Raw genomic sequence first — 20,921 nt, 5'->3', positions numbered from 1 at the left:
TTCCTGGGCCGGGCGCAACGTGACATCGCGCCGAACGCACGGCGTGGGGGTACCGGTCATGCGGGTTCCTTGCCGAACAGCGACCGGACCTCGCCAGCGGTGACCACCGAGCCGGTGGCGATCACACCGGTGCCGGACAGCGGCTCGTTCGGGTCGCCGGCCGACTCGGCCAGCCGCACGGCGGTCTCGATCGCGTCGTCCAGCCGTGGCTCGACCGCGATCCGGTCCTCGCCGAAGATGTCCCGGGCCACGCCGGCAAGCTCGTCGGCGTCCATTGCGCGCGGCGAGGAGTTGCGGGTCAGCACCACCTCGGACACCACCGGTTCCAGCTCGGCGAGGATGCCGGCGGCGTCCTTGTCGGCCATCACCCCGACCACCGCGACCAGCCGGCGGAACCCGAACTCGGAGTCCAGTGCCGCCGCGAGCGCCCGGGCGCCGTGCGGGTTGTGCGCGGCGTCGACGAACACATTGGGCGCCGAGCGCATCCGCTCGAGGCGGCCGGGCACCACGACGGACGCGAAGCCCTCGCGGACCGCGTCCAGGTCGAGCCGGCGCTGCGCCCCGGCCCCGAAGAACGCCTCCACCGCGGCCAGCGCGAGCGCCGCGTTGGCCGCCTGGTGGGCGCCGTGCAGCGGCAGGAAGACATCGTCGTAGGCGCCGCCGAGGCCCTGCAGCTTCAGCAGCTGCCCGCCGACCGCGACATCCCGGCGCAGCACACCGAACTCCAGTCCGGCCCTGGCCACCGTGGCGTCCACCTCGGCGACCCGCTCGAAGATCACCTTCGCCGCATCCGGGATCTGCTCGGCGACCAGCGCGATCGAGCCCGGCTTGATGATCCCGGCCTTCTCCCCCGCGATCCCCTCGATGTCCGAGCCGAGGAACTCCACGTGGTCGGTGCTCACCGGGCCCACCACCGCGATCTTCCCGTCGGCCACGTTGGTCGCGTCCCAGGTTCCGCCCAGCCCGACCTCGAGCACGGCCACCTCGGCCGGCGCGTCGGCGAACGCCGCGAACGCCATGCCGGTGAGCACCTCGAACTTGCTCATCGGAACATCCCCGGCCCGGTCCACCATGGCCACGTACGGCTCGATGTCACGGAACACCTCAACGTAGCGCTCCGGGCCGATCGGCGCCGAGTCCAGCGCGATCCGCTCGGTCACCAGCTGCAGGTGTGGGCTGGTGTACCGGCCGGTGCGCAGACCGATCCGGGTGAGCAGCGCGTCGATCATCCGCGCGGTGGACGTCTTGCCGTTCGTGCCTGCCACGTGCACCACCGGGTAGGACCGGTGCGGGTCGCCGAGCAGATCCACCAGCGCGGCGATCCGGGACAGCGACGGTTCGATCTTGGTCTCCGGCCACCGGGCGTTCAGCTCGGACTCGACCTGGAGCAGATCCTCCGGAGCGTCCATCGCCTCAGGTACCCGCCAGCGCGCGGATCCGCGCCTCGATCCGCGCGATCTCGCTCGCGGCCAACTCCCGCCGCGCCTTGATCTTGGCGACCACGTCGGCCGGTGCCCGGTCGGCGAACTGCGGGTTGCCGAGCTTCGCCTCGGTCTGGGCCAACTCCTTCTGCGCCGCGGCCAGGTCCTTGCTGAGCCGCTTGCGCTCGGCCTCGACGTCCACCGTGCCGGACAGGTCCACCTCGACGGTGACCGTGCCGTCCGGCAACGCCACCTCGAGCGAGGCGCCCGAGGTGAACGACTCGGTGGCCGGCTCCAGCCGGGCCAGCGCGGTCACCGCGGACTCCAGGCCCGCCAGGCCCGCACCGTCCATACCGGACATTTGGGCCGGAACCCGTTGCCCGGGCTTGAGAAGCTGGTCGGAGCGGAACCGGCGCAACTCGGTGACCAACCGCTGCAGCCCGTCGATCCGGTTCGCCGCAACGACATCCGGTCCGACACCGGTCGCCTTCGGCCAGTCCGCGACCACCACGGACTCCCGGCCGGTCAACGCCGTCCACAGCACCTCGGTGACGAACGGGATCACCGGGTGCAGCAGCCGCAGCAGCACGTCGAGCACGTGACCGAGCACCGCCCTGGTGTACCCGGCGCGCTCCTCCCCCGCGGCGATCTGCACCTTGGCCAGCTCCAGGTACCAGTCACAGAACTCGTTCCAGGTGAAGTGGTAGAGCGCCTCACACGCCTTGCCGAACTGGTACCGGCCGAACAGATCGTCCACTTCGGACACCAGGGCGTCGGTCCGGTCCAGGATCCACCGGTCCGCGTCGGTCAGCGCGGCCCGATCCGGCACCGGAAGCTCGGTGCTGGCGCCGTTCATCAGCGCGAACCGGCTGGCGTTCCACAGCTTGTTGCAGAAGTTGCGCGAACCGGCCGCCCAGTCCTCGGCCAGAGCCATGTCGCCGCCCGGGTTCGCGCCCCGGGCCAGCGTGAACCGGGTGGCGTCCGCGCCGTAGCGGTCCAGCCAGCTCAGCGGGTCGATCACGTTGTTGCGGGACTTGGACATCTTCTTGCCGCTGGCGTCCCGGATCAGCCCGTGCAGGTACACGTGGTCGAAGGGTTGCACACCGTCCATCGCGTACAGCCCGAACATCATCATCCGGACCACCCAGAAGAACAGGATGTCGTAGCCGGTGACCAGCACGCTGTTCGGGTAGAAGCGGTCGAGGTCGGCGGTGCGCTCTGGCCAGCCCAGCGTCGAGAACGGCCACAGGGCCGAGGAGAACCAGGTATCCAGCACGTCCGGGTCCTGCCGCCAGTCCTCGCCCTGCGGTGGCTCCTCGTCCGGGCCGACGCAGACCACCTTGTCGTTCGGGCCGTACCAGACCGGAATGCGGTGGCCCCACCAGAGCTGGCGGGAGATGCACCAGTCGTGCATGTTGTCCACCCAGTCGAAGTACCGCTTCGCCAACTCGGCCGGGTGAATCGTGGTGCGACCGTCCCGGACCGCGTCGCCCGCGGCCTTGGCCAACGGCGCCACCTTCACGAACCACTGCATCGACAGGCGCGGCTCGACCACGGTGTCGCACCGCGAGCAGTGCCCGACCGCGTGCAGGTAGGGCCGCTTCTCGGCGACGATCCGGCCCTGCTCACGCAGCGCGGCGACCACCGCGGGGCGGGCCTCGAACCGGTCCAGCCCCTGGAACGGGCCGTGCGCGGTGATCAGGCCGCGTTCGTCCATGATGATCAGCGCGGGCAGTTGGTGGCGCTGCCCGATCTCGAAGTCGTTCGGGTCGTGCGCCGGGGTCACCTTGACCGCGCCGGTGCCGAACGACGGGTCGACGTGCTCGTCGGCCACCACCGGCACCACCCGGCCGGTGAGCGGGAGCACCACCTCGGTGCCGATCAGGTGCCGGTAGCGCTCGTCGTCCGGATGCACCGCGACCGCGGTGTCACCGAGCATCGTCTCGGCCCGCGTGGTGGCCACCACGACGCTGGAATCTCCGTCGCCGTACCGGATCGAGATCAGCTCGCCCTCGTCGTCGGAGTGCTCGACCTCGATGTCGGACAGTGCGGTGTGGCAGCGCGGGCACCAGTTGATGATCCGCTCGGCCCGGTAGATCAGCCCGTCCTCGTAGAGCCGCTTGAAGATCGTCTGAACGGCGCGGCTGAGCCGCTCGTCCATGGTGAACCGCTCGCGGGACCAGTCCACGCCGTCGCCCAGCCGGCGCATCTGGTTGAGGATCATGCCGCCGGACTCGGCCTTCCACCGCCAGACCCGCTCGACGAACGCCTCCCGGCCGAGGTCGTGCCGGGACTTGCCCTCGCCGGCCAACTCGCGCTCCACCACGTTCTGGGTGGCGATGCCGGCATGGTCCATGCCGGGCAGCCACAGCACGTCGTCGCCCATCATCCGGCGGCGCCGGGTCAGCGCGTCCATCAGCGAGTGCTCGAGCGCGTGGCCCATGTGGAGGCTGCCGGTGACGTTCGGCGGCGGGATCACGATGCAGAACGGCGGCTTGGCGCTGGCCGAATCCGCGGTGAAATAGCCGGCGGCCACCCACCGCTCGTACAGCTCCGCTTCTACCTCGACCGGTTGCCAAGCCGAAGGAAGGTCGGTATGCCGCTGCGATGGGATGTTGGTCACGGAAACAAAGTCTACGAACCGCCCGAGGGCTACTTCATTCGGATTAACACTCCCCTGACCAGGGCAGAAAACGCGGGCGCATGCGACGTACCGCACTCGCCCGGACGGCGCAGCGGTTGCTAACACCTTCCTCGGTTCGATCGATGAGGGGAGCACCAGAGAAGAAACGGCTGGGGCCGCGCTAGGAAACCGGGAGCCGGTGGACCACAGTCAGTCCAGTACCTGTCCGGGGTCGCGAGACTCCGAGTGGGACAGCCGCGTCGAGCAGGCGGCGAGCGCCGATGTGCGGCAGATGCTGCGCATCGCGCGGCGGCGACGCCTCGAACGCTGGGTGGTCGGCGTGATCGTGCTCGTCGCCGTGACCCTGGTGCTGGTGCTGCTCGGCCGGATCGGCCTGTTCGACGGCGGCGGCGCGCCCGCCGCACCGGCCCAGCAGACCCCCGGCTTCGACCCGGTGGCCCGGCCCGCCGACCCGACCCGGCCGTTCGCCGGCACCCCGGCCGCGAGCTGGCCGGACGGTGCCGCAGGCATCGTGCCGCCGGCCCCGATCGCGCTCGGCGGGTTCAGTGAGCCCCAGGTCGCCGCGGCCCTCGACCAGGTGCGCACCCTGCTGGTGACCAGCCGCCTGGACCCGGCCATCGTGGTGACCCACGACCCGAGCCGGTTCCTGGCCGCGTTCGCTCCGGACGCCCGCCGCCAGCTCGAGCCGCTGTTCGGCAGCGGGCGCGAGGCGCAGGCCCAGTCGCTGGTCAGCATGGTGGCGGCGGACGCCCGGCTGCTCCCGGTCGAACCCAAGGTGACCGGCCGGATGTGGCCGGAGGCCGGCGGGGCGGGCGAGCTGGTCGTGCACACCAACTACCTGTTCGTCTACGCCTTCGAGGCCCCGGAGCCGAGCACCGACCTGATGGACGCCCTGGTCGTGGTCCGCGCCGACGTCGACTACATCCTGCGGGCCGGTGACTCCTGGGCCGCCGGCAGCCACGGCTGGTGGTACGGCCGGGCCGGCGGCTACGCCTACTCGATCGCCTGCGATGCCTATCGCAAGGGCTTCATCGCCCCGGTGATCACCGAACGCAAGACCACCACGCCGAGCGGGGATCGCGCGGCGTACTTCAACATCGACACTCCCCTGCCCGCCACCAGCGGGTGCCCGCGGTAACCGGTGCTCAGTGCGCGGTGTCCGGGAGGACGACGGCCTGGATGTGCGGGAAGCCGGTCCTGGGCTGGAGGGTGCCGGCCAGGAAGTCCGCTCCGGGAACCCGGACGGTGTCGCCCGAGGTGGGTTCGTAGACCAGCACGTCGCCGGCGGAGTGGCCGACGACCAGCACGTAGTGCCGCGGCACCGGGCCGCCGACCAGGACCGGGACCGGGTGGCCGTGGTCGGCGGCGGCGACGATCTCGCGGAGCACCGACGAGATGCGCCGGGCCTCGGTGTCGTCGACCAGGTGCCAGTCGTGCCGGATGCCGGTGTTGGCGCTGAGGTAGCGGGCCATGCCCTGGGGTGAGGTGCCCAGCGCCTCGGGCCACAGCACGTTGGTCTCGTCGTGCACCCGGGCCCGCTCGGCGGCGAACCGGGCCGGGAAGTCCCCGGCGGTCAGCGACAGGGCGTAGAGCGGGTCGGCCTCGGCCCTGGTGATGATCAGGCAGGTGGTGCCGCAGGTGGTGTCCTCGTACTGCCGGACGTCGTGCGCCAGCCGGCTCTGGTTTCCGGTGCCGCCGCGGTCGATCAGGGACAGGTGGGCGTCCAGCCACCCGGTGTCCCGATCCCGGATGGTGCCGGCGAACTCGATCAGCTCGGCCATCGGGTGGCCGGCGACCAGGGCCTTGTGCAGCCAGGCGCGCTCGGCGTCGGAGCCGGCGTCGCCGAGCAGCCGGATGAACGCCGCGTGGTCGGCGGGGCTGAGCCCGGCCCGGCGCCAGCCGGCCAGCCGGAGCTGGGCGGCGGACAGGATGCCGTCGTCGTAGCCGTCCCCGATGCCCGGCACGGTCACCATCTGGGCCGCGAGCACGACCGCCTCGGCCGGCGGCAGCCCGCCGTCCACCCCGGCGGCCGCCCGGGCCCGCCCGGCCAGGTCGGTGAACCGGCTGGCCACCCGGTCCGCGGCGTCCAGGCTGGCGGTGTACACCGCGACCAGCTCGTTCACCCGGCGCACCACGTCGTCCAGCGCGGTCGGGTCGGGCAGCGGCGCGGCGCCGACGTGGGTGGCGTCGTGCGCGGCGGCGCGCAGGGCCAGCCGCAGCTCGGTGTGCCGGCGGCGCTGCTCCCGCACGGTCTCGGCCAGGTCGTCCAGGGCCGCCGCGGCCTCGGTGAACGCGGTGGGCACCCGCGCCGGGGTGAGCGGCCGCAGGTCCTGCGCCGCGGTCCGATACGCCTGCGCCAGCGCCTCGAGCGCCGCCGGGTCGCCGGGCGGGGGGTCGGTGACGGCCGCGATCACCTCGCGGATCAACTCGACCAGGGTCACCGGGTTGAGGAGCCGGCCGAGCCGCTGCACCAGGGTGGTCACCTGGTGGTAGTCGCTACTCGCCATCGGCGCGTCCGAGAACCGCGATGTGCACGCCGAGCTCGTCGAACCAGGCGGCCTGCATCTCGGCGTAGGCCCGCTCGACGACATCCATCCCGCACGCCTCGCCGCAGCCCCGGGTGGCCCGGTCCCAGGTTGCCCGGATGGCCCGCAGCGCCTCGGCGGGATCGTTCACCCCCACATCCTCTGCCACCGGGCACCCGGCGCACCAGAGCGCGATGGGCGAACGATGGTGCAATCCACGTCGACCGCGGTGCGGCTGGAATTGGGCATATTTCCACGGTGGGGCGTGTTGTGCGGGACGTGACCGAAGCACCGCTGACGCTGACCATGTACTCGACGAGCTGGTGTGGGTACTGCCGCCGGCTGAAGTCACAACTCGACCGGGACGGCATCGCCTACGTCGAGGTGGACATCGAGCGCACCCCGGACGCGGCCGAGTTCGTGATGCGGGTCAACGGCGGCAACGCCACGGTGCCCACGGTGCACTTCCCGAACGGGACGGCGCTGACCAACCCGACGCTGGCCGAGGTCAAGGCGCAGCTCGCGGCGTAGTCGCGAACACCTGCGACTGGTCGCTGAACGACTTGAACTCCAGCGCGTTGCCGGCCGGGTCCCGCAGGAACATCGTCCACTGCTCGCCCGGTTCTCCGGCGAAGCGCAGGTACGGCTCGATCACGAACGGGATCCGGGCCGCCCGGAGCCGCTCGGCCAGCCCGTGGAAGTCCGGTGTGGACAGCAGCAGACCGAAGTGCGGCACCGGAACCTCGTGCCCGTCGACGTGGTTGTGCCCGGCGTCGGTCACCGCGCGGCCCGGCGCGAGGTGCGTGACCAGTTGGTGGCCGTAGAAGTTCCAGTCCACCCACACCTCGGCCGAGCGCCCCTCGGGCAGGCCGAGCACGCCGCCGTAGAACTCCCGCGCCCGGTCGATGTCGTCGACCGGGATGGCCAGGTGGAAGCTGGGCATGGCGGCGGGTTGGGTCATCGCCGGTCTCCTCCTACAGTCGATCTCCGCGTGCCGCGCAATCCTATCTTGTCCAAATGTTGACATTGACCCGATTGCATTAAAGTGTGCTGGTGATGACGCCACGGACGATCGGTAAAGCCCAGCGCCGGGGGTTGGCCGAAGAGGCAGCGGACCGGATCCGGGAGGCGATCTTCTCCGGGCTGTTCGCGCCCGGAGCCGCCCTGCGCGAGGTGGAGTTGGCCGAGGCGTTGGACGTCAGCCGCGGGTCGGTCCGCGAGGGCCTGGCCATGCTCGAGCACGAGGGGCTGCTGCAGAGCGCCTGGCACCGGGGCACCCGGGTGATCGACCTCACGGTCACCGACATCGAGGAGGTCTACTCGGTGCGCGCCGCGCTGGAGCGGCTGGCCACCTGCAAGGCCGCCGAGCGGGTGACCGCTGCGGAACTGGACCGGCTGGACTCGACGGTCGCGGCGATGGGCGAGCAGGTCACGGCGCGCAGCGAGGGCCACCGGCTGCTCGCGCTGGACATCGACTTCCACGACCAGATCTACCACGCCGCCGGCAACCGCCGGCTGCTCGACGCCTGGCAGGGACTGCGCTCCCAGGTGTACCTGTTCCAGCTCTCCCGAATCCGGCTCGGCGACGAGGACTACCGCTCCCGTCTGGTCGCCGAGCACCTCGAGATCGCGGCCCTGCTGCGCAACCGGGACACCGAGACGCTCGCCCGGGTGGCCGAGGACCACGTGCACTCCGCCCGGCGCGCGCTGGTCGGCCGGATGGCCGGCGAGTTGACCGGCCGCCGCTAACCGGCGGCCAGCGCGGCCATCGCGGCGTTGTGCCCGCCGATGCCGCTGACCCCGCCACCGCGCCGGGCGCCGGCCCCGCAGACGAACAGGTTCCCCGCGTCGGTCTCCACGCCCCAGCCGCCCGGCCCGTCCTCGGCGAACGGCCAGGCCAGGTCCCCGTGGAAGATGTGCCCGCCCGGCATGGCCAACTCGGCCTCCAGGTCCAGCGGCGTGCGGGCCTCGATGCACGGCCGCCCCTCGGCGTCGCGGGCCAGGCAGTCCTGCACCGGCTCGGTCAGGTGCCGGTTGAGCCCGGCGAGATAGCGCTCTACCAGGTCGGCCCGCACGGCGTCGTTGTCCACCGTGAACAGTTCGACCGGCAGGTGCAGCCCGAACAGCGTCAGGGTGTGCCAGCCCTTCGCCACCAACTCGGGGTCCAGAATGGACGGATCGGTGAGCGTGTGGCAGTACGTCTCCCCTGGCGGGAACTCCGGCACCGTTCCCGAAGTGCTTGCCTGGTAGGCGTTCTCCAGCTCTACATAGGACTCGTCCAGGTGGAACGTGCCGGCGAAGGCCTGGCTGGGGTCGGCGCCCGAGCGCAGCCCGGGCAGCCTGGTGAGCAGGACGTTGATCTTCAACTGGCAGCCGACCGGCCGGGCGCCGGCCGGCCGGCCGCGCAGCCCGGCCAGCACGTGCGGCGCCACCCCGGACAGAACCTGGTGTGCGGCAACGGTTTTCGCGGCGTCCGCGGTGCGGTAGCCGACCTCGGCGGAGCGCCCATCGGTGTCCACCCTGGTCACCTCCGCTCCGGTCGCGATGACCGCGCCGGCTTCCCGGGCCACCCGGACCAACTCGGCGGTGACCGCGCCCATGCCGCCCACCGGCACCCGCCACTCCCCCGTGCCGTCGCCGATCAGGTGGTACAGGAAGCACCGGTTGGCCAGCAGGTCCGGCGCGTGCAACGAGGTGTGCGTACCGATCAACCCGTCGGTGGCCACCACGCCGCGCACCAGGTCGTCGGCGAACGTCTCGGTGATCGCCTCGCCGATCGGGGCCTCGAACACCTGCCGCCACACCGGTTCGCCGGCCGCCGCGATCACCGCGGCGCGGAGCTCCTCCTTGCGTGGCAACGGCTCCAGCAAGGTCGGCGCGACCACCTTCGCCAGCGCGCCGAGCCGGCCGTAGAAGTCGAGCCAGCGGCCGAACTCGGTGTCCGAGCCGGTGAGCGCGCGGAACGACGCGGCGGTGGCCGGACCCGGTTCCCGCTCGACCAGCAGGCCCACCGGACGCCCGGCCCGGATCGCCGGGGTGAACGAGGACACCCCCCTGGAGGCCAGCGACACCCGCAGACCGAGGTCGGCGACGATCCGGCTGGGCAGCAGGCTGACCAGATAGGAGAACCGGGACAGCCGGGCCGGCACGCCGACGAACGCCTCGGCGCTGACCGCGGCGCCCCCGAGGTGGTCGTCCCGCTCCAGGATCAGTACCGAGCGCCCGGCCCGGCCCAGGTAGGCGGCGGCCACCAGCGCGTTGTGGCCCCCGCCGACCACCACCACGTCGAAGCGTCGGGTCATGCCGGCAACGCTACCCGGGGATCAGGCGGTGACCGGCCGGGCGACCTCGCGCGGCCGGGATCCCTGACGGGGCGCGGCGGTCTCGGCCCGGGTGCGGCGGCGCAGCGGGCCGGCCCGCCGATCGGCGGCCGCCTCCCGCAGGTAGTCCTCGGTGCGACTCGCGGCCATCAGATGCGACCTGAACGGATCCATGACTGCCTCCCAGTTCGGTTACTTGTCCGGTTTCGGTGGGACCGTGGTGGTCAGGAAGAAGTGCACCGGCCGGGCGCCCTCCGGGCGCAGTTCCGGGTTGTCCCGCCGGTCCCGGTGCCGCTGCATGATTGCCCGGATCTCCTCCTGCATGGCCAGCACCTCGGCGGCGGTGAGGAACTCGTTGCTGTCACTCGCGCCGATTGCCTCGCGCCAGTGGTCCGGCTCCAGGCTCGCGACCCGCAGCCGCCTGCGGATCTCGGCGAAGGAGAACTCCAGATAGGCCTCACTGGCCGCCTCGGCGGCCAGGGCGCCCTCGATGTCCAGGCCGAGGTCGGTCCAGTTGTGCCCCTCGTGCACGACCCGCCAGGGCTTCTCCCGGCCAGCCCCGCCCTCGGCCGCCTCGATGTAGTCGTACTTGGCCAGGATGTTGAGGTGGTAGGAGCAGTTCGCCACGCTCTCGCCCACCTCGCGCGCGCACTGGGTGGCGGTCGCCCGGCCCTCCCGGTTGATCAGCTCCAGGAGCTTCCAGCGCAGCGGATGGGCCAGGGCGCGCAACTCTTTGGGATCGGTGATCGTGCGGCGGGGCTTGCTCGGCATGCTTAACAACATATATTGCTAAGGACTTCTTTCGCAAGAGTTCTTTGGAAGCATGTGTTGCTATGCCGGTTCCGTAGGCTGGGGCGCATGGGACGGGTGACGGTGCGGCGTCCGGTACTGCGGCTCTCCGCGGAGGGCGAACACCGCCGCCCGGACGTCCTCGCCGCCGAGGAGCCCCTTGAGATCCGGGTGGACGGGCGCGCGCTGGCGGTCACCATGCGAACCCCGGGCAACGACGTGGAGCTGGCGCATGGCTTCCTGCTCACCGAGGGCGTGATCGGCGAGCCGGGCGACGTGCGCACGGCGCGCTACTGCGACAGCGTCGACGAGGACGGCCGCAACACCTACAACGTGCTCGACGTGGCCCTGGCCGGGCACGTGCCGCCCCCGGACCCCGGCGTGGAGCGCAACTTCTACACGACGTCCTCGTGCGGTGTGTGCGGCAAGGCGGCGCTGGACGCGGTGCGGCTGCGCACCCGCTACTCCCCCGCGGGCGATCAGGTGGAGATCCGGCCCGAGGTGCTGGTCGGGCTGCCCGGTGCGCTGCGCGACCACCAGCGGGTGTTCTCGGCGACCGGCGGGCTGCACGCGGCCGGCCTGTTCACCGCTGGCGGCGAGGTCCTGGTGGTGCGCGAGGACGTCGGCCGCCACAACGCGGTGGACAAGACGCTGGGCTGGGCGCTGCTGGCCGGGCGGGTGCCGCTGACCGGCACCGTGCTGATGGTGTCCGGGCGGGCCTCGTTCGAACTGGTGCAGAAGGCGGCCATGGCCGGGGTGCCGGCGCTGGCCGCGGTGTCCGCGCCCTCGTCGCTGGCCGTGGACCTGGCCGTGGAACAGGGCATCACGCTGGTCGGGTTCCTGCGCGGCCAGAGCATGAACGTCTACGCCGGGACCAACCGGGTGTGCCGGTCGCCGATCCAGTCCAGCACGGCGGGCCACGGGCCGTAGCCGGCCGCCGTGTTCAGGTGCGCGCCGCCGGGGATCACGTCCAGGTCGATCTTCAGCGCGGCGGCCATGTCCACCGCCTCGTCCACCGAGCAGGCGTCGTCGTCATCGCCCACCACGAGTTGGGTCCACGCCGCGGCCCGGCGAATCCCGGCCGGGTCCAGCGGCGCCGGGCTGAACCCGTGCACCTCCGGCGTGTGCCACCGTGGCCCGGGCGGCGCCACCAGCAGCACCCGGTCGAACCGCGGCCCGTGGTGGTCCCGGCCGAGTCGCGCGGCGTGGTGCAGCCACAGCAGCGACCCGCACGAGTGCGTCAGCACCACCCGCTCCGCCGCGTCCGGCGCCGCCTCCAGATGATGGGTCAGCTCCGCCAGCCACACCTCGAGGCTCGGATGATCCGGCTCGGTGAACTGCGGCACGTCCACCGCCCCGCCCACGTGCGCCAGTTCCCCGGCCAGCCAACTCTGCCAGTGCTTCGGACCGGACCCCGTGTGCCCGTGCACCAGCAGCACGTACGGCAACTCAGCCATGCCCATTGCCTACCACGAGACCCGGGTTCAGGCCCACATCCGCAAGCCGCACGCCAGGGTGGGTCCGGCTACGCCGTCGCCGCCTACGCGCTCTTCTCGCGGCGCTCGCGGCGGGAGGGCTGGCGGGCGACGATGGTCGGGTTCACGTTCTCCCGGACCGTCTGCTCGGTGATCACGACCTTGGCCACGTCGGTGCGGCTCGGGATGTCGTACATCACCGGCTGCAGCACCTCCTCCATGATCGCGCGCAGGCCGCGCGCGCCGGTGCCCCGGAGGATGGCCTGGTCGGCGACCGCGTCCAGCGCGGTCGCGGTGAACTCCAGCTCGACGCCGTCCATCTCGAACAGCTTCTGATACTGCTTGACCAGCGCGTTTCGCGGGTCGGTCAGGATCTTGACGAGCGAGTCCTTGTCCAGGTTGGTCACGCTGGCGACCACCGGAAGGCGGCCGATGAACTCCGGGATGAGCCCGAACTTGATCAGATCCTCGGGCATGGTGTCGGCGAAGAAGTCGGTGACGTCCACCTCGGCCTTGGACCGGATTTCCGCGCCGAACCCGAGGCCGCGCTTGCCGCACCGGTCCTGGATGATCTTCTCCAGCCCGGCGAACGCGCCGGCCACGATGAACAGCACGTTCGTCGTGTCGATCTGGATGAACTCCTGGTGCGGGTGCTTGCGACCGCCCTGCGGCGGGACGCTGGCCGTGGTCCCCTCCAGGATCTTCAGCAGCGCCTGCTGCACGCCCTCGCCGGAGACGTCCCGGGTGATCGACGGGTTTTCACTCTTCCGGGCGATCTTGTCGACCTCGTCGATGTAGATGATGCCGGTCTCGGCGCGCTTCACGTCGTAGTCGGCGGCCTGGATGAGCTTCAGCAGGATGTTCTCGACGTCCTCGCCGACGTATCCGGCCTCGGTCAGCGCCGTGGCGTCAGCAATCGCGAAGGGGACATTGAGCAATTTCGCGAGTGTCTGGGCCAGGTAGGTCTTGCCGCAGCCGGTCGGGCCGAGCATCAGAATGTTGGATTTCGACAGCTCGACCGTCTCGTGCGAGTCCCGGCCCTCGCGGCCCTCCGGCCTGGTCCGGTCGCCGGCCTGGATCCGCTTGTAATGGTTGTAGACGGCCACCGCCAGCGTGCGCTTCGCCTCGTCCTGGCCGATCACGTACTGGTTGAGGAAATCGTGGATCTCAGCGGGTTTGGGCAGCTCATCGAGCTTGACGTCGCCGGCCTCGGCCAGCTCCTCCTCGATGATCTCATTGCAGAGGTCGATGCATTCGTCACAGATGTACACGCCGGGGCCGGCGATGAGCTTCTTCACCTGCTTCTGGCTCTTTCCGCAGAACGAGCACTTCAGCAGGTCTCCGCCGTCACCGATACGTGCCATGACCGCTGACCTCTGTCCCCTCCGGCATACCCGCTGGTACGCCTGGCTGTATGGCCGGGCCGCCGCCCCCGGCCGGACGTGCCGAACACGGCATTCCGGGGTCGGGTCGAACCCGTTTGCCCTTGACGGTACCTGCCAACCCCGGCTGAGTGGGAGAACCAGACCGGCGACTGGCCGGATTAGGCCGATCAGGTGGTCCGGCTCGGTTCACCCACGGCCGAGTTCAGGACTTGACCGCCGAGAGCTTCCGGTAAGCCAACACCTCGTCCACGATGCCGTATTCCTTAGCCTCTTCGGCCGTAAGAATCTTGTCGCGCTCGATGTCGGTCCGGATGTCTTCCGGCGACTTGTTGGTGTGCCGGGCCAGGGTGGTCTCCATCAACCGGCGCACCCGCTGGATCTCGTTGGCCTGGATCTCCAGGTCGGAGACCTGCCCGTAGGCGCCCTCCATGGACGGCTGGTGGATCAGCACCCGGGCGTTGGGCAGCGCGTAACGCTTGCCCGGGGTGCCGGCGGAGAGCAGCACCGCCGCCGCGGAGGCGGCCTGGCCGAGACAGAAGGTCTGCACGTCGGGCCGGGCGAACTGCATCGTGTCGTAGATCGCCATCAGCGAGGTGAACGAGCCGCCCGGCGAGTTGATGTACATGGTGATGTCCCGGTCGGGGTCCACCGACTCCAGGTACAGCAGCTGGGCCATCACGTCGTTTGCCGAGGCGTCGTCGATCTGGACGCCGACGAAGATGATCCGTTCCTCGAACAGCTTGTTGTACGGGTTGGACTCCTTGACCCCGTAGCTGGTGCGCTCCACGAAGGACGGCAGCACGTATCGGGACTGTGGGAGATGAAGCTCACTCACTTGGACACTCCTTGTGATGTACGCGGCGCGGCCGTCAGGCTCCCGGAGCCTGGTTCGCGCGGGTGACGACGTGGTCGATGAAGCCGTAGTTCCGGGCCTCCTCGGCGGTGAACCAGGCGTCCCGGTCCCCGTCGGCGATCACCTTCTCCAGCGGCTGGCCGGTCTGCTGGGCGGTGATCTGGGCCATCTCCAGCTTCCACTTCGCGTAGACCTCGGCGCGGATGGCGATGTCCGACGCGGTGCCGCCGATCCCGGCCGACGGCTGGTGCATCATGATCCGGGCGTGCGGCAGGGCGTAGCGCTTGCCCGGCGTGCCGGAGGACAGCAGGAACTGGCCCATCGAGGCGGCCAGGCCCATGGCCCAGGTCTGCACGTCCGGCTCGACCAGCTGCATGGTGTCGTAGATGGCCATGCCCGCGGTCACCGAGCCGCCCGGCGAGTTGATGTAGAAGATGATGTCGCGTTCGGGGTCCTCGGCGGCCAGCAACAGCAGCTGCGCCGTGATCCGGTTCGCGATGTCGTCGTCGACCTCCGAGCCGAGGAACACGATCCGCTCCCGGAGCAGCCGCTCGTACACCGAGTCGTTCAAGTTGAGCCCCGCGGTCGCGGACCGCATGTGCGGAGTGGGGTGCACCTCTGCCTGCCTTCTTCCGGGAACTTGAGCCGATCTCACGCAATCGACATTAACCAAGGTGGACGGCGCCGAGTGCCCGACACCGCCCACGTTCGCTTACAGCGTCACTACTTGTTGACCGCGCCTTCAGTGTCCGGCGCCGGATCCTCGGCGACCGCCGCCTCCGGCGCCTCCTCCGCGGCCGGCTCCGGCCGGCCGAACAGCTCCTCGAGGTCGACCGTGTTGCCGGAGGCATCGGTCACCACCGCCTGCCGCACGACCGTCGCCAGCGCCTTACCCCGCCGGACGTCGGCGAAGATCGCCCCGAGCTGGCCGGACTCCTGGGCCTGCTTGACGTACTCGTCCGGGCTGATGCCGAACCGCTGGGCCTGGTAGATGATCCGCTCGGTCAGCTCGCTGTCGTTCACGCCGATCTGCTCGGCCTCGGCGATCGAGTCCAGGATCAGCTGGGTCTTGACCGCCTTCTCGGCGTCCGCGCGCAGCTCCTCGTCGAACTCCTCGGGGGTCTTGCCCTGCGCTTCGAGGAACTCGTTGAACTTGGCGTCGTCGTGGTCGAAGACGTGCACCGCGTCGTGCTTGCGGGACTCGATCTCGGCGTTCAGCACCGCCTCCGGCAGCGGCACCTCGATCGATTCCAGCAGCGCCTCCAGCACCTTGTCCCTGGCCTGCACGCCCTGCTGCATCTGCTTGACCCGGGACAGCCGCTGCCGCAGGTCCGCACGCAGCTCGTCGATCGTGTCGAACTCGCTGGCCAGCTGGGCGAACTCGTCGTCGGCGTCGGGCAGCTCGCGCACCTTGACCGACTGCACGGTCACCGTGACCTCGGCGTCCTTGCCGACGTGCTCGCCGGCCAGCAGCTTGGTGGTGAAGGTGCGCACCTCGCCCTGGTCGGCGCCGACGATCGCGTCGTCGATCCCCTCGATCAGGTTGCCGGAGCCGACCTCGTAGGACAGGCCCGAGGTCCGGGCGTCCGCCACGTCCTCGCCGTCGACCGCGGCGGACAGGTCGATGGAGACGAAGTCGCCGGTCTCGGCCGGGCGGTTGGCCCCGGTCAGGGTGCCGAACCGGGCGCGCAGCTCGTCCAGCTGCTCGTCGACCTCCTCGTCGGTGAGCTCGAGGTCGTCGACCGCGACCGACAGCTCGCCGTAGGCCGGGAGGGTGATCTCGGGGCGGATGTCGACCTCGGCGGTGAACGCGACCAGGTCACCGTCCTCGATCTTGGTCACCTCGATGTCCGGCCGGCCGATGGCACGGATCTCACTGTTGGTGACGGCCTCCATGTACTTGGACGGGATGGCCTCCTGGACCACCTCGTCGAGGATGGGCGCGCGGCCGATGCGCGACTCGATGACCCGCGCCGGGGCCTTGCCCGGACGGAAACCCGGCACGCGGATCTGCTGGGCAAGCTTGCGGTAAGCCCGGTCGAAGTTCGGCTTGAGCTCGTCGAACGGCACCTCGACGTTGATCCGGACCCGCGTCGGGCTGAGGTGCTCGACGGTGCTCTTCAACGTGTTCTCCTCGCAGTGCATGGATGAGCGCCCGACGGGATCGAGACCGCGGGCCAGGCCCTGAGTCTAGGCGAGTGACCCCCTCCACCCGCGCGCCGGGTAATCACTCCGGGCCGCTACCACCCCTGTTCGGGGGACAGGGCCGGCAGTTATGTGCATGTGAATTGGGCGATGCGGGTGTGCCCGGTCCGGCCGAACGCGCGATTGACCACACGCATTATGCACCGAGAATCGTGGAGCCAAGCCAATTTCCGCAGAGAAAGGAGGCGGCGATGGTAGCCATAAAGCGTGGTGCGAAACAAATTCGCTATGTGCTCGGCGCGATGACGGCGGTGTTCTTCACCACCTGCACCGGCTCCTGAGTCCGCGAACCCGGCGGGGCGGTCGGCCGCCCCGCCGGTCCACTGGCGACCGTTCGTCGCGGCGTGTCCGGAGGGATCCATGCTGGAGACCGCGATTCGGCAGGTCCGAGTGGCCATCGCGATGGTCACCGGGCGGCCGCTGTCGGTGCGGCTGGTGCGCCGGCTGGTGGACGACGCGCTGGCGACCCTGGCGGAGTTCGGTTCTCCCGGGGACGATGTCGCCCAACTGGTCGACGGTCCATTCGCCGATCCGGCTGAACGGCTGGATCTGCAGACCGGCGCGTTGCGCCGCACCGCGCGCCGGCTGGCCGCCCGGTCGGCGTTTTACCGAGACCGGTTCGCGACCGCCGGAATTGATCCTGCCGGGCTGACGCCGGCGACGATGCCGGACATTCCGGTCACCGAGAAAAACGACCTGGTGCGCCGCCCGGCGGATTTTCTCTGCGGCCGGCCACAGGTGATCACCCAGACCACCGGAACCACCGGCGCCCCGGTCCGGATTTGGCTGTCCCGCTACGAGGTCGAGCTGTGGCCCGCGCTGATCGCGCTGTCCATGCTGCTGCGCGGCGAGGTGCTTCCCGGCGACTGCATGCACATCGGCATCAGCTCCCGGGCCACCGCCGCGGTGCAGGAGGACATCGACATGCTGCGGCTGGCCGGCGCGGCGTGCCGGGTGGTCGGCCAGATCCCGCCGGACGAGGCGCTGGACCACCTGCTGGATCCGGGCCCCGGCCAACCCACCCTGCTCAACGGTTACCCCAGCTACGTCGGTCAGCTGGTGACCGCGGCGCGGCGGCGCGGGCTCGGTCCCGGCGACTTCCGGCTGCGCTCGGTCTACACCGGCGGCGAGATCCTCTCCCCCGCGCTGGCCGAGGCGGTGCGCACCACGCTCGGTGCCGGGCGGGTCGACGACACCTACGGAATGACCGAGGTCCTGCCGGTCGGCGGGCGCAGCTGCAGCCGGCGCCACCTGCACCTGGACGTGAACATGGGCTTCACCGAGGTGATCGATCTCGCCGGCGCCGGGCCCGCCGGGCCGGGCGCGCTCGGCACCCTGGTGATCACCCCGTACTTCCCGTACCGCGAGTGCATGCCGGTGTTCCGGTACGACACCCGCGACGTGGTGCGGGTGCTGCCGGCGCCGCCGGATTGCGAGCTGGCCGCGGTACCGGCCGTGTCGGCGATCCTCGGCAAGGCGGACGGGCTGCTGCGCACGGCCGCGCGGCCGGTGACGCCGCGCGAGGTCGTCGAGGTGCTCGACGACCTGCCCGGCGTGCGCTGGCCGGTGCGGTACCAGGCATCGGTGCGGGACGGCCGGCTGCACGTGATCATGGCCGGCGACGCGGCGCCTGGAGACCTCGTGAAACGGTTCGCCGCGGTGGGAATCGAGGCCACCGCCGAGGTGGTCCCGGATGCCGTCGAGCTGCGCCGGCTGCGCTGCGACCTGCGCGAGACGACGTTCGTGGCCCGGCCGTCATGACCGCGTCGCAGACCCTTTTCCTGGTGTTCGTCGACCTCGGCTATGCGTTTCTTGTCGCCATGGGCGCGGTCTGGTACCTGCGCACCGTGCGGGTGCCCCGGCCGCCGGTCGGTGTGGTCAACAGCCGCGACATCGCGGTCATGATGGGCTTCGTCCTCGCCCTGCCGTTCTTCTACCTGGCACTGCCCGGCCCGGCCCTGCCGGTACTGCTGGCGCTGGTGTTCGCCGGCGGGCTTACCGTCGGCTACCAGCCCGTGGTCCGCTCCGGCCGGCTGCGCTGGACCCTGATCCTTGCCCTGCTCGGTATCGACCTGACCGGTTTCCTCGTGCTCGGCGCGAACTCGCCGGTGTACTGGCTGGCCAACAGCGCCATCGTCGGCCTGGTCGTGGTGTCCGCGACCAACCTCAACGTGCAGGGCGGCGTCCGGCTCGCGCACATCGCCTGGTTCGTGCTCTTCCTTGCCGGCTACGACCTGTTGTTCGCCACCGTCTTCCCGATCACGCAACGCCTTGCCGCGGCGATCCAGGGCTACCCGTTCGCCCCCTCAGCCGGGCTGCGGATCGGCGAACTCGGCGCCGTGATCGGCATGGGCGACCTGCTCGCCTACGCCCTGTTCACCGCCGCCGCCTACAAGGCCTACGGCACCGCCGGCATCCGCACGGGCCTCGCCGTCGTGGTGGTGTTCGGGGCCACCCTGCCCGCCATGTTGCCGGTCCTGCTACCGGCCGCCCCCACCGTGGTACCCGCCCAGGTCTTCTTCGGCCCCGCCGCTTTCCTCGGCTACCGCTGGCTGCGCCGCCGCGGCCCCGAACGCCGCATGTCCGACCTCCGCCGGGCCGAGATCACCTCGGGTCAGACCGTTTCGTCGGGATGACCGGGGCTGGTCGTGCCGGTTTGGCCCGGCGGGCTGGCGACTCGCAGTGCACCGAGGACGAGGCCCAGTTGGAACCGGTTGTCAACCTCCAGCCGGTCCATGAGCGCACGCACGATGTTGGAGACCGACCGCGCGCTGATCCGGAGCTCGCGGGCGGCGGTCGCATCGGTGTGTCCCTGCGCCAGCAGGGTTATCAGCGCACGTTCGCGGGGGCCGAACATCTCTGGCACGGTGCGCTCCTCGGGATCTGTGCCATTCGCCCAGTGCCTTTCGAACAGAGCCACGAGTGCGGCAACCAGGGGTGGTTGGGACACTTCGAGGTACCCGCGTTCGAAGTCGTTCGGGGCGACGGGAAACAGCGCGATTTTCCGGTCGATCACCAACAGCTTCATGGGTACCGTCGGCACCACGCGATAAGCCGGACTCGGTTCGGTCGGTTGCCGACCAAAGGCCAGCATGGGATCGGGCGCGGCCACATGCAGCCCGAGCACCCGCAGGTCGACACCGCGCCGCAGCAACTTGCGATCGTGGGACACGCCCGCCCTGGCCGACTCGGCGTCGAAGACAACCTCGGTGTTCATGGCCAGGTGCTCGTGGCGGATGACGTCGGTGAGCTCAGTCAGCCGGGCCCTTGCCAACTCACGGGTCTGCAGATGCCTCAGCCCGTCGCCGATCGTCCTTGCCTCGGCGATCAGACCTTCGGTGAGCGCATGGCGCCTGCCGTTCCGCTGGTCGGCGTCGTCGACTGTCCGCCTGCAGCGCACGGCCACCGCCAGTTCAGCCGGTGCCACAGGCGTCCAGACGAGTGCGCGTCGTCCGGCCGCCCGACCGGCCTGTGCCGCACTGATCGCGACGAGCTCTTCGAGCGCACTGGTGACGCGGTGGTGCGACAGCCCCAAGTCCCGCGCCAGTGCCCCGACCGTCCGCGGTCCCAAGGTGATCAGGGTGCGGTAGACCAGGTCCGCGTCCGGTGACTGCCCCCAACGCTGCAACGACGGCACGTGTTTGCCGAGTGTCAACGTTTCCTGGCCCTGGCGCATCCACGTCACCCCGTTTCGCGCGTCATGCAACCAAACTCTGGCGCCGCTGCCAAGACGCACCGCGCGGTGTTGCGTAATCCCGAATCTCCGCAGGTATCCCTCGCACCCGGCGCCGTTACCAGCGCCGCCTCGAGTTCCGCGCCGGCCTCCGGAGTGCGTGATCACGCATAGTTGCGGTCAACTCCTTGACCGAAGATCGCCATGCTCCAGACGATGACGTGAGGGACGCCTTCCTCGGGGGGTGAGGAAGGCGTCTCCATGTTGCTCCACCCCAGCCCAGTTCCTGATCTTGGCGGTGCCCAGCCTGTTGACCTTGTGCTACGGATCGAACGAGCACCCCCGGACCGAAAGGCCCGCGCAACCTGACCTACGTTCCCGCAGGTCAGGACCCCTCCTCCTGGTCGGGCTGACAGGATTTGAACCTGCGACCCTCCGCTCCCAAAGCGGATGCGCTACCAAGCTGCGCTACAGCCCGCCCGCACCCCCTCGGAGGTGCCGCCCCAACAGCGTAGCGTGGCACGCTACGCTGTTCGCGCGTCGCCCACACGCGCGCGGGTGTAGCTCAATGGCAGAGCCCCAGCCTTCCAAGCTGGCCATGCGGGTTCGATTCCCGTCACCCGCTCCACCA

General features: G+C 70.5%; 20 protein-coding genes and 2 tRNA genes. 7 read left to right on the top strand and 15 right to left on the bottom strand.

Features of this window, described 5'->3' with window-relative positions; translation table 11 throughout:
- Nucleotides 1-56: 56 nt before the first annotated feature.
- Both folC and VFV67_RS36525 read right to left on the bottom strand, forming a co-directional pair.
- Complete coding sequence (folC, locus tag VFV67_RS36530; RefSeq protein ID WP_326475303.1) at nucleotides 57-1,409, bottom strand: bifunctional tetrahydrofolate synthase/dihydrofolate synthase; 1,353 nt, start codon at nucleotides 1,407-1,409, stop codon at nucleotides 57-59.
- 4 nt (nucleotides 1,410-1,413) lie between these two features.
- The gene (locus tag VFV67_RS36525) at nucleotides 1,414-4,044 is read right to left on the bottom strand and encodes a valine--tRNA ligase (RefSeq protein WP_326475302.1); all 2,631 of its coding nucleotides are present in this window, start codon (nucleotides 4,042-4,044) and stop codon (nucleotides 1,414-1,416) included.
- Between the two features lie 292 nt (nucleotides 4,045-4,336).
- Here VFV67_RS36525 and VFV67_RS36520 point away from each other — a divergent pair, with 292 nt between their 5' ends.
- Nucleotides 4,337-5,203, top strand: coding sequence for a hypothetical protein (locus VFV67_RS36520; RefSeq protein ID WP_326475301.1), 867 nt, complete (start codon nucleotides 4,337-4,339; stop codon nucleotides 5,201-5,203).
- A gap of 7 nt (nucleotides 5,204-5,210) precedes the next feature.
- Here VFV67_RS36520 and VFV67_RS36515 read toward each other — a convergent pair whose 3' ends face one another.
- Both VFV67_RS36515 and VFV67_RS36510 read right to left on the bottom strand, forming a co-directional pair.
- On the bottom strand, nucleotides 5,211-6,572 hold the full coding sequence (locus VFV67_RS36515; RefSeq protein WP_326475300.1) for a hypothetical protein: 1,362 nt from the start codon (nucleotides 6,570-6,572) through the stop codon (nucleotides 5,211-5,213).
- Entirely contained in the window at nucleotides 6,562-6,741 is a 180-nt protein-coding gene (locus VFV67_RS36510) for a hypothetical protein (RefSeq protein ID WP_326475299.1), read from the bottom strand. The genes VFV67_RS36515 and VFV67_RS36510 overlap by 11 nt, the downstream gene beginning before the upstream one ends.
- 107 nt (nucleotides 6,742-6,848) lie before the next feature.
- Here VFV67_RS36510 and VFV67_RS36505 point away from each other — a divergent pair, with 107 nt between their 5' ends.
- The gene (locus VFV67_RS36505; protein ID WP_326475298.1) at nucleotides 6,849-7,121 is read left to right on the top strand and encodes a mycoredoxin; all 273 of its coding nucleotides are present in this window, start codon (nucleotides 6,849-6,851) and stop codon (nucleotides 7,119-7,121) included.
- Here VFV67_RS36505 and VFV67_RS36500 read toward each other — a convergent pair.
- Entirely contained in the window at nucleotides 7,099-7,551 is a 453-nt protein-coding gene (locus VFV67_RS36500) for a VOC family protein (protein ID WP_326475297.1), read from the bottom strand. The two genes, VFV67_RS36505 and VFV67_RS36500, sit on opposite strands and share 23 nt — an antisense overlap.
- Nucleotides 7,552-7,646: 95 nt before the next feature.
- Between VFV67_RS36500 and VFV67_RS36495 the strand changes: the two genes are divergently transcribed.
- Nucleotides 7,647-8,339, top strand: a complete 693-nt coding sequence (locus tag VFV67_RS36495) for a GntR family transcriptional regulator (protein WP_326475314.1) — start codon at nucleotides 7,647-7,649, stop codon at nucleotides 8,337-8,339.
- On the opposite strand, the gene VFV67_RS36490 is transcribed toward VFV67_RS36495, so the two are convergent.
- Genes VFV67_RS36490 through VFV67_RS36480 form a run of 3 tightly spaced genes read right to left on the bottom strand, consistent with a single transcriptional unit; the run spans nucleotide 8,336 to nucleotide 10,681 of the window.
- Entirely contained in the window at nucleotides 8,336-9,892 is a 1,557-nt protein-coding gene (locus VFV67_RS36490) for an NAD(P)/FAD-dependent oxidoreductase (RefSeq protein WP_326475296.1), read from the bottom strand. The two genes, VFV67_RS36495 and VFV67_RS36490, sit on opposite strands and share 4 nt — an antisense overlap.
- A 21-nt stretch (nucleotides 9,893-9,913) precedes the next feature.
- The gene (locus VFV67_RS36485; RefSeq protein WP_326475295.1) at nucleotides 9,914-10,084 is read right to left on the bottom strand and encodes a hypothetical protein; all 171 of its coding nucleotides are present in this window, start codon (nucleotides 10,082-10,084) and stop codon (nucleotides 9,914-9,916) included.
- A gap of 18 nt (nucleotides 10,085-10,102) precedes the next feature.
- On the bottom strand, nucleotides 10,103-10,681 hold the full coding sequence (locus VFV67_RS36480) for a winged helix-turn-helix domain-containing protein (protein WP_326475294.1): 579 nt from the start codon (nucleotides 10,679-10,681) through the stop codon (nucleotides 10,103-10,105).
- An 87-nt stretch (nucleotides 10,682-10,768) separates the two neighbouring features.
- Between VFV67_RS36480 and fdhD the strand changes: the two genes are divergently transcribed.
- Nucleotides 10,769-11,629 carry a formate dehydrogenase accessory sulfurtransferase FdhD gene (gene fdhD / locus VFV67_RS36475; protein WP_326475293.1) on the top strand — a complete coding sequence of 287 codons (861 nt, stop codon included), beginning with the start codon at nucleotides 10,769-10,771 and terminating at the stop codon, nucleotides 11,627-11,629.
- Here the strand turns inward: fdhD and VFV67_RS36470 are convergent.
- The 5 genes from VFV67_RS36470 to tig form a co-directional block, all read right to left on the bottom strand.
- On the bottom strand, nucleotides 11,563-12,156 hold the full coding sequence (locus VFV67_RS36470; RefSeq protein ID WP_326475292.1) for an RBBP9/YdeN family alpha/beta hydrolase: 594 nt from the start codon (nucleotides 12,154-12,156) through the stop codon (nucleotides 11,563-11,565). The genes fdhD and VFV67_RS36470 overlap by 67 nt on opposite strands.
- Before the next feature lie 83 nt (nucleotides 12,157-12,239).
- The gene (gene clpX, locus VFV67_RS36465) at nucleotides 12,240-13,538 is read right to left on the bottom strand and encodes an ATP-dependent Clp protease ATP-binding subunit ClpX (RefSeq protein WP_326475291.1); all 1,299 of its coding nucleotides are present in this window, start codon (nucleotides 13,536-13,538) and stop codon (nucleotides 12,240-12,242) included.
- 223 nt (nucleotides 13,539-13,761) lie between these two features.
- Complete coding sequence (locus VFV67_RS36460; protein ID WP_326475290.1) at nucleotides 13,762-14,394, bottom strand: ATP-dependent Clp protease proteolytic subunit; 633 nt, start codon at nucleotides 14,392-14,394, stop codon at nucleotides 13,762-13,764.
- Between the two features lie 34 nt (nucleotides 14,395-14,428).
- A complete protein-coding gene (locus VFV67_RS36455) occupies nucleotides 14,429-15,028 on the bottom strand; it encodes an ATP-dependent Clp protease proteolytic subunit (protein WP_326475289.1) in 600 nt (199 codons plus the stop codon).
- Between the two features lie 107 nt (nucleotides 15,029-15,135).
- On the bottom strand, nucleotides 15,136-16,536 hold the full coding sequence (gene tig, locus VFV67_RS36450; protein ID WP_326475288.1) for a trigger factor: 1,401 nt from the start codon (nucleotides 16,534-16,536) through the stop codon (nucleotides 15,136-15,138).
- Nucleotides 16,537-16,977: 441 nt separating this feature from the next.
- Between tig and VFV67_RS36445 the strand changes: the two genes are divergently transcribed.
- Nucleotides 16,978-18,378, top strand: coding sequence for a hypothetical protein (locus VFV67_RS36445; protein WP_326475287.1), 1,401 nt, complete (start codon nucleotides 16,978-16,980; stop codon nucleotides 18,376-18,378).
- Nucleotides 18,375-19,253, top strand: a complete 879-nt coding sequence (locus VFV67_RS36440; protein WP_326475286.1) for a hypothetical protein — start codon at nucleotides 18,375-18,377, stop codon at nucleotides 19,251-19,253. The genes VFV67_RS36445 and VFV67_RS36440 overlap by 4 nt, the downstream gene beginning before the upstream one ends.
- Here VFV67_RS36440 and VFV67_RS36435 read toward each other — a convergent pair.
- Entirely contained in the window at nucleotides 19,232-20,293 is a 1,062-nt protein-coding gene (locus VFV67_RS36435; protein WP_326475285.1) for a helix-turn-helix transcriptional regulator, read from the bottom strand. The genes VFV67_RS36440 and VFV67_RS36435 overlap by 22 nt on opposite strands.
- 398 nt (nucleotides 20,294-20,691) lie before the next feature.
- Nucleotides 20,692-20,768, bottom strand: a tRNA-Pro gene (locus VFV67_RS36430).
- A gap of 76 nt (nucleotides 20,769-20,844) precedes the next feature.
- On the opposite strand from VFV67_RS36430, the gene VFV67_RS36425 reads away from it, so the two are divergent.
- Nucleotides 20,845-20,918, top strand: a tRNA-Gly gene (locus tag VFV67_RS36425).
- The last annotated feature ends 3 nt before the right edge of the window (nucleotides 20,919-20,921 follow it).

Source organism: Actinophytocola sp., assembly GCF_035762905.1.
GTDB lineage: Bacteria > Actinomycetota > Actinomycetes > Mycobacteriales > Pseudonocardiaceae > DASYTH01.
The sequence above is the reverse complement of the archived record's forward strand: the minus strand, read 5'-3'. Positions and strand labels throughout refer to the sequence as shown.

Coding starts and splice junctions, on each gene's coding strand:
- folC (WP_326475303.1), bottom strand. CDS start 1,409: ATGGACGCTCCGGAGGATCTGCTCCAGGTCGAGTCCGAGCTGAACGCC.
- VFV67_RS36520 (WP_326475301.1), top strand. CDS start 4,337: ATGCTGCGCATCGCGCGGCGGCGACGCCTCGAACGCTGGGTGGTCGGC.
- VFV67_RS36515 (WP_326475300.1), bottom strand. CDS start 6,572: ATGGCGAGTAGCGACTACCACCAGGTGACCACCCTGGTGCAGCGGCTC.
- VFV67_RS36500 (WP_326475297.1), bottom strand. CDS start 7,551: ATGACCCAACCCGCCGCCATGCCCAGCTTCCACCTGGCCATCCCGGTC.
- VFV67_RS36495 (WP_326475314.1), top strand. CDS start 7,647: ATGACGCCACGGACGATCGGTAAAGCCCAGCGCCGGGGGTTGGCCGAA.
- VFV67_RS36490 (WP_326475296.1), bottom strand. CDS start 9,892: ATGACCCGACGCTTCGACGTGGTGGTGGTCGGCGGGGGCCACAACGCG.
- VFV67_RS36485 (WP_326475295.1), bottom strand. CDS start 10,084: ATGGATCCGTTCAGGTCGCATCTGATGGCCGCGAGTCGCACCGAGGAC.
- VFV67_RS36480 (WP_326475294.1), bottom strand. CDS start 10,681: ATGCCGAGCAAGCCCCGCCGCACGATCACCGATCCCAAAGAGTTGCGC.
- fdhD (WP_326475293.1), top strand. CDS start 10,769: ATGGGACGGGTGACGGTGCGGCGTCCGGTACTGCGGCTCTCCGCGGAG.
- VFV67_RS36470 (WP_326475292.1), bottom strand. CDS start 12,156: ATGGCTGAGTTGCCGTACGTGCTGCTGGTGCACGGGCACACGGGGTCC.
- clpX (WP_326475291.1), bottom strand. CDS start 13,538: ATGGCACGTATCGGTGACGGCGGAGACCTGCTGAAGTGCTCGTTCTGC.
- VFV67_RS36445 (WP_326475287.1), top strand. CDS start 16,978: ATGCTGGAGACCGCGATTCGGCAGGTCCGAGTGGCCATCGCGATGGTC.
- VFV67_RS36440 (WP_326475286.1), top strand. CDS start 18,375: ATGACCGCGTCGCAGACCCTTTTCCTGGTGTTCGTCGACCTCGGCTAT.
- VFV67_RS36435 (WP_326475285.1), bottom strand. CDS start 20,293: ATGCGCCAGGGCCAGGAAACGTTGACACTCGGCAAACACGTGCCGTCG.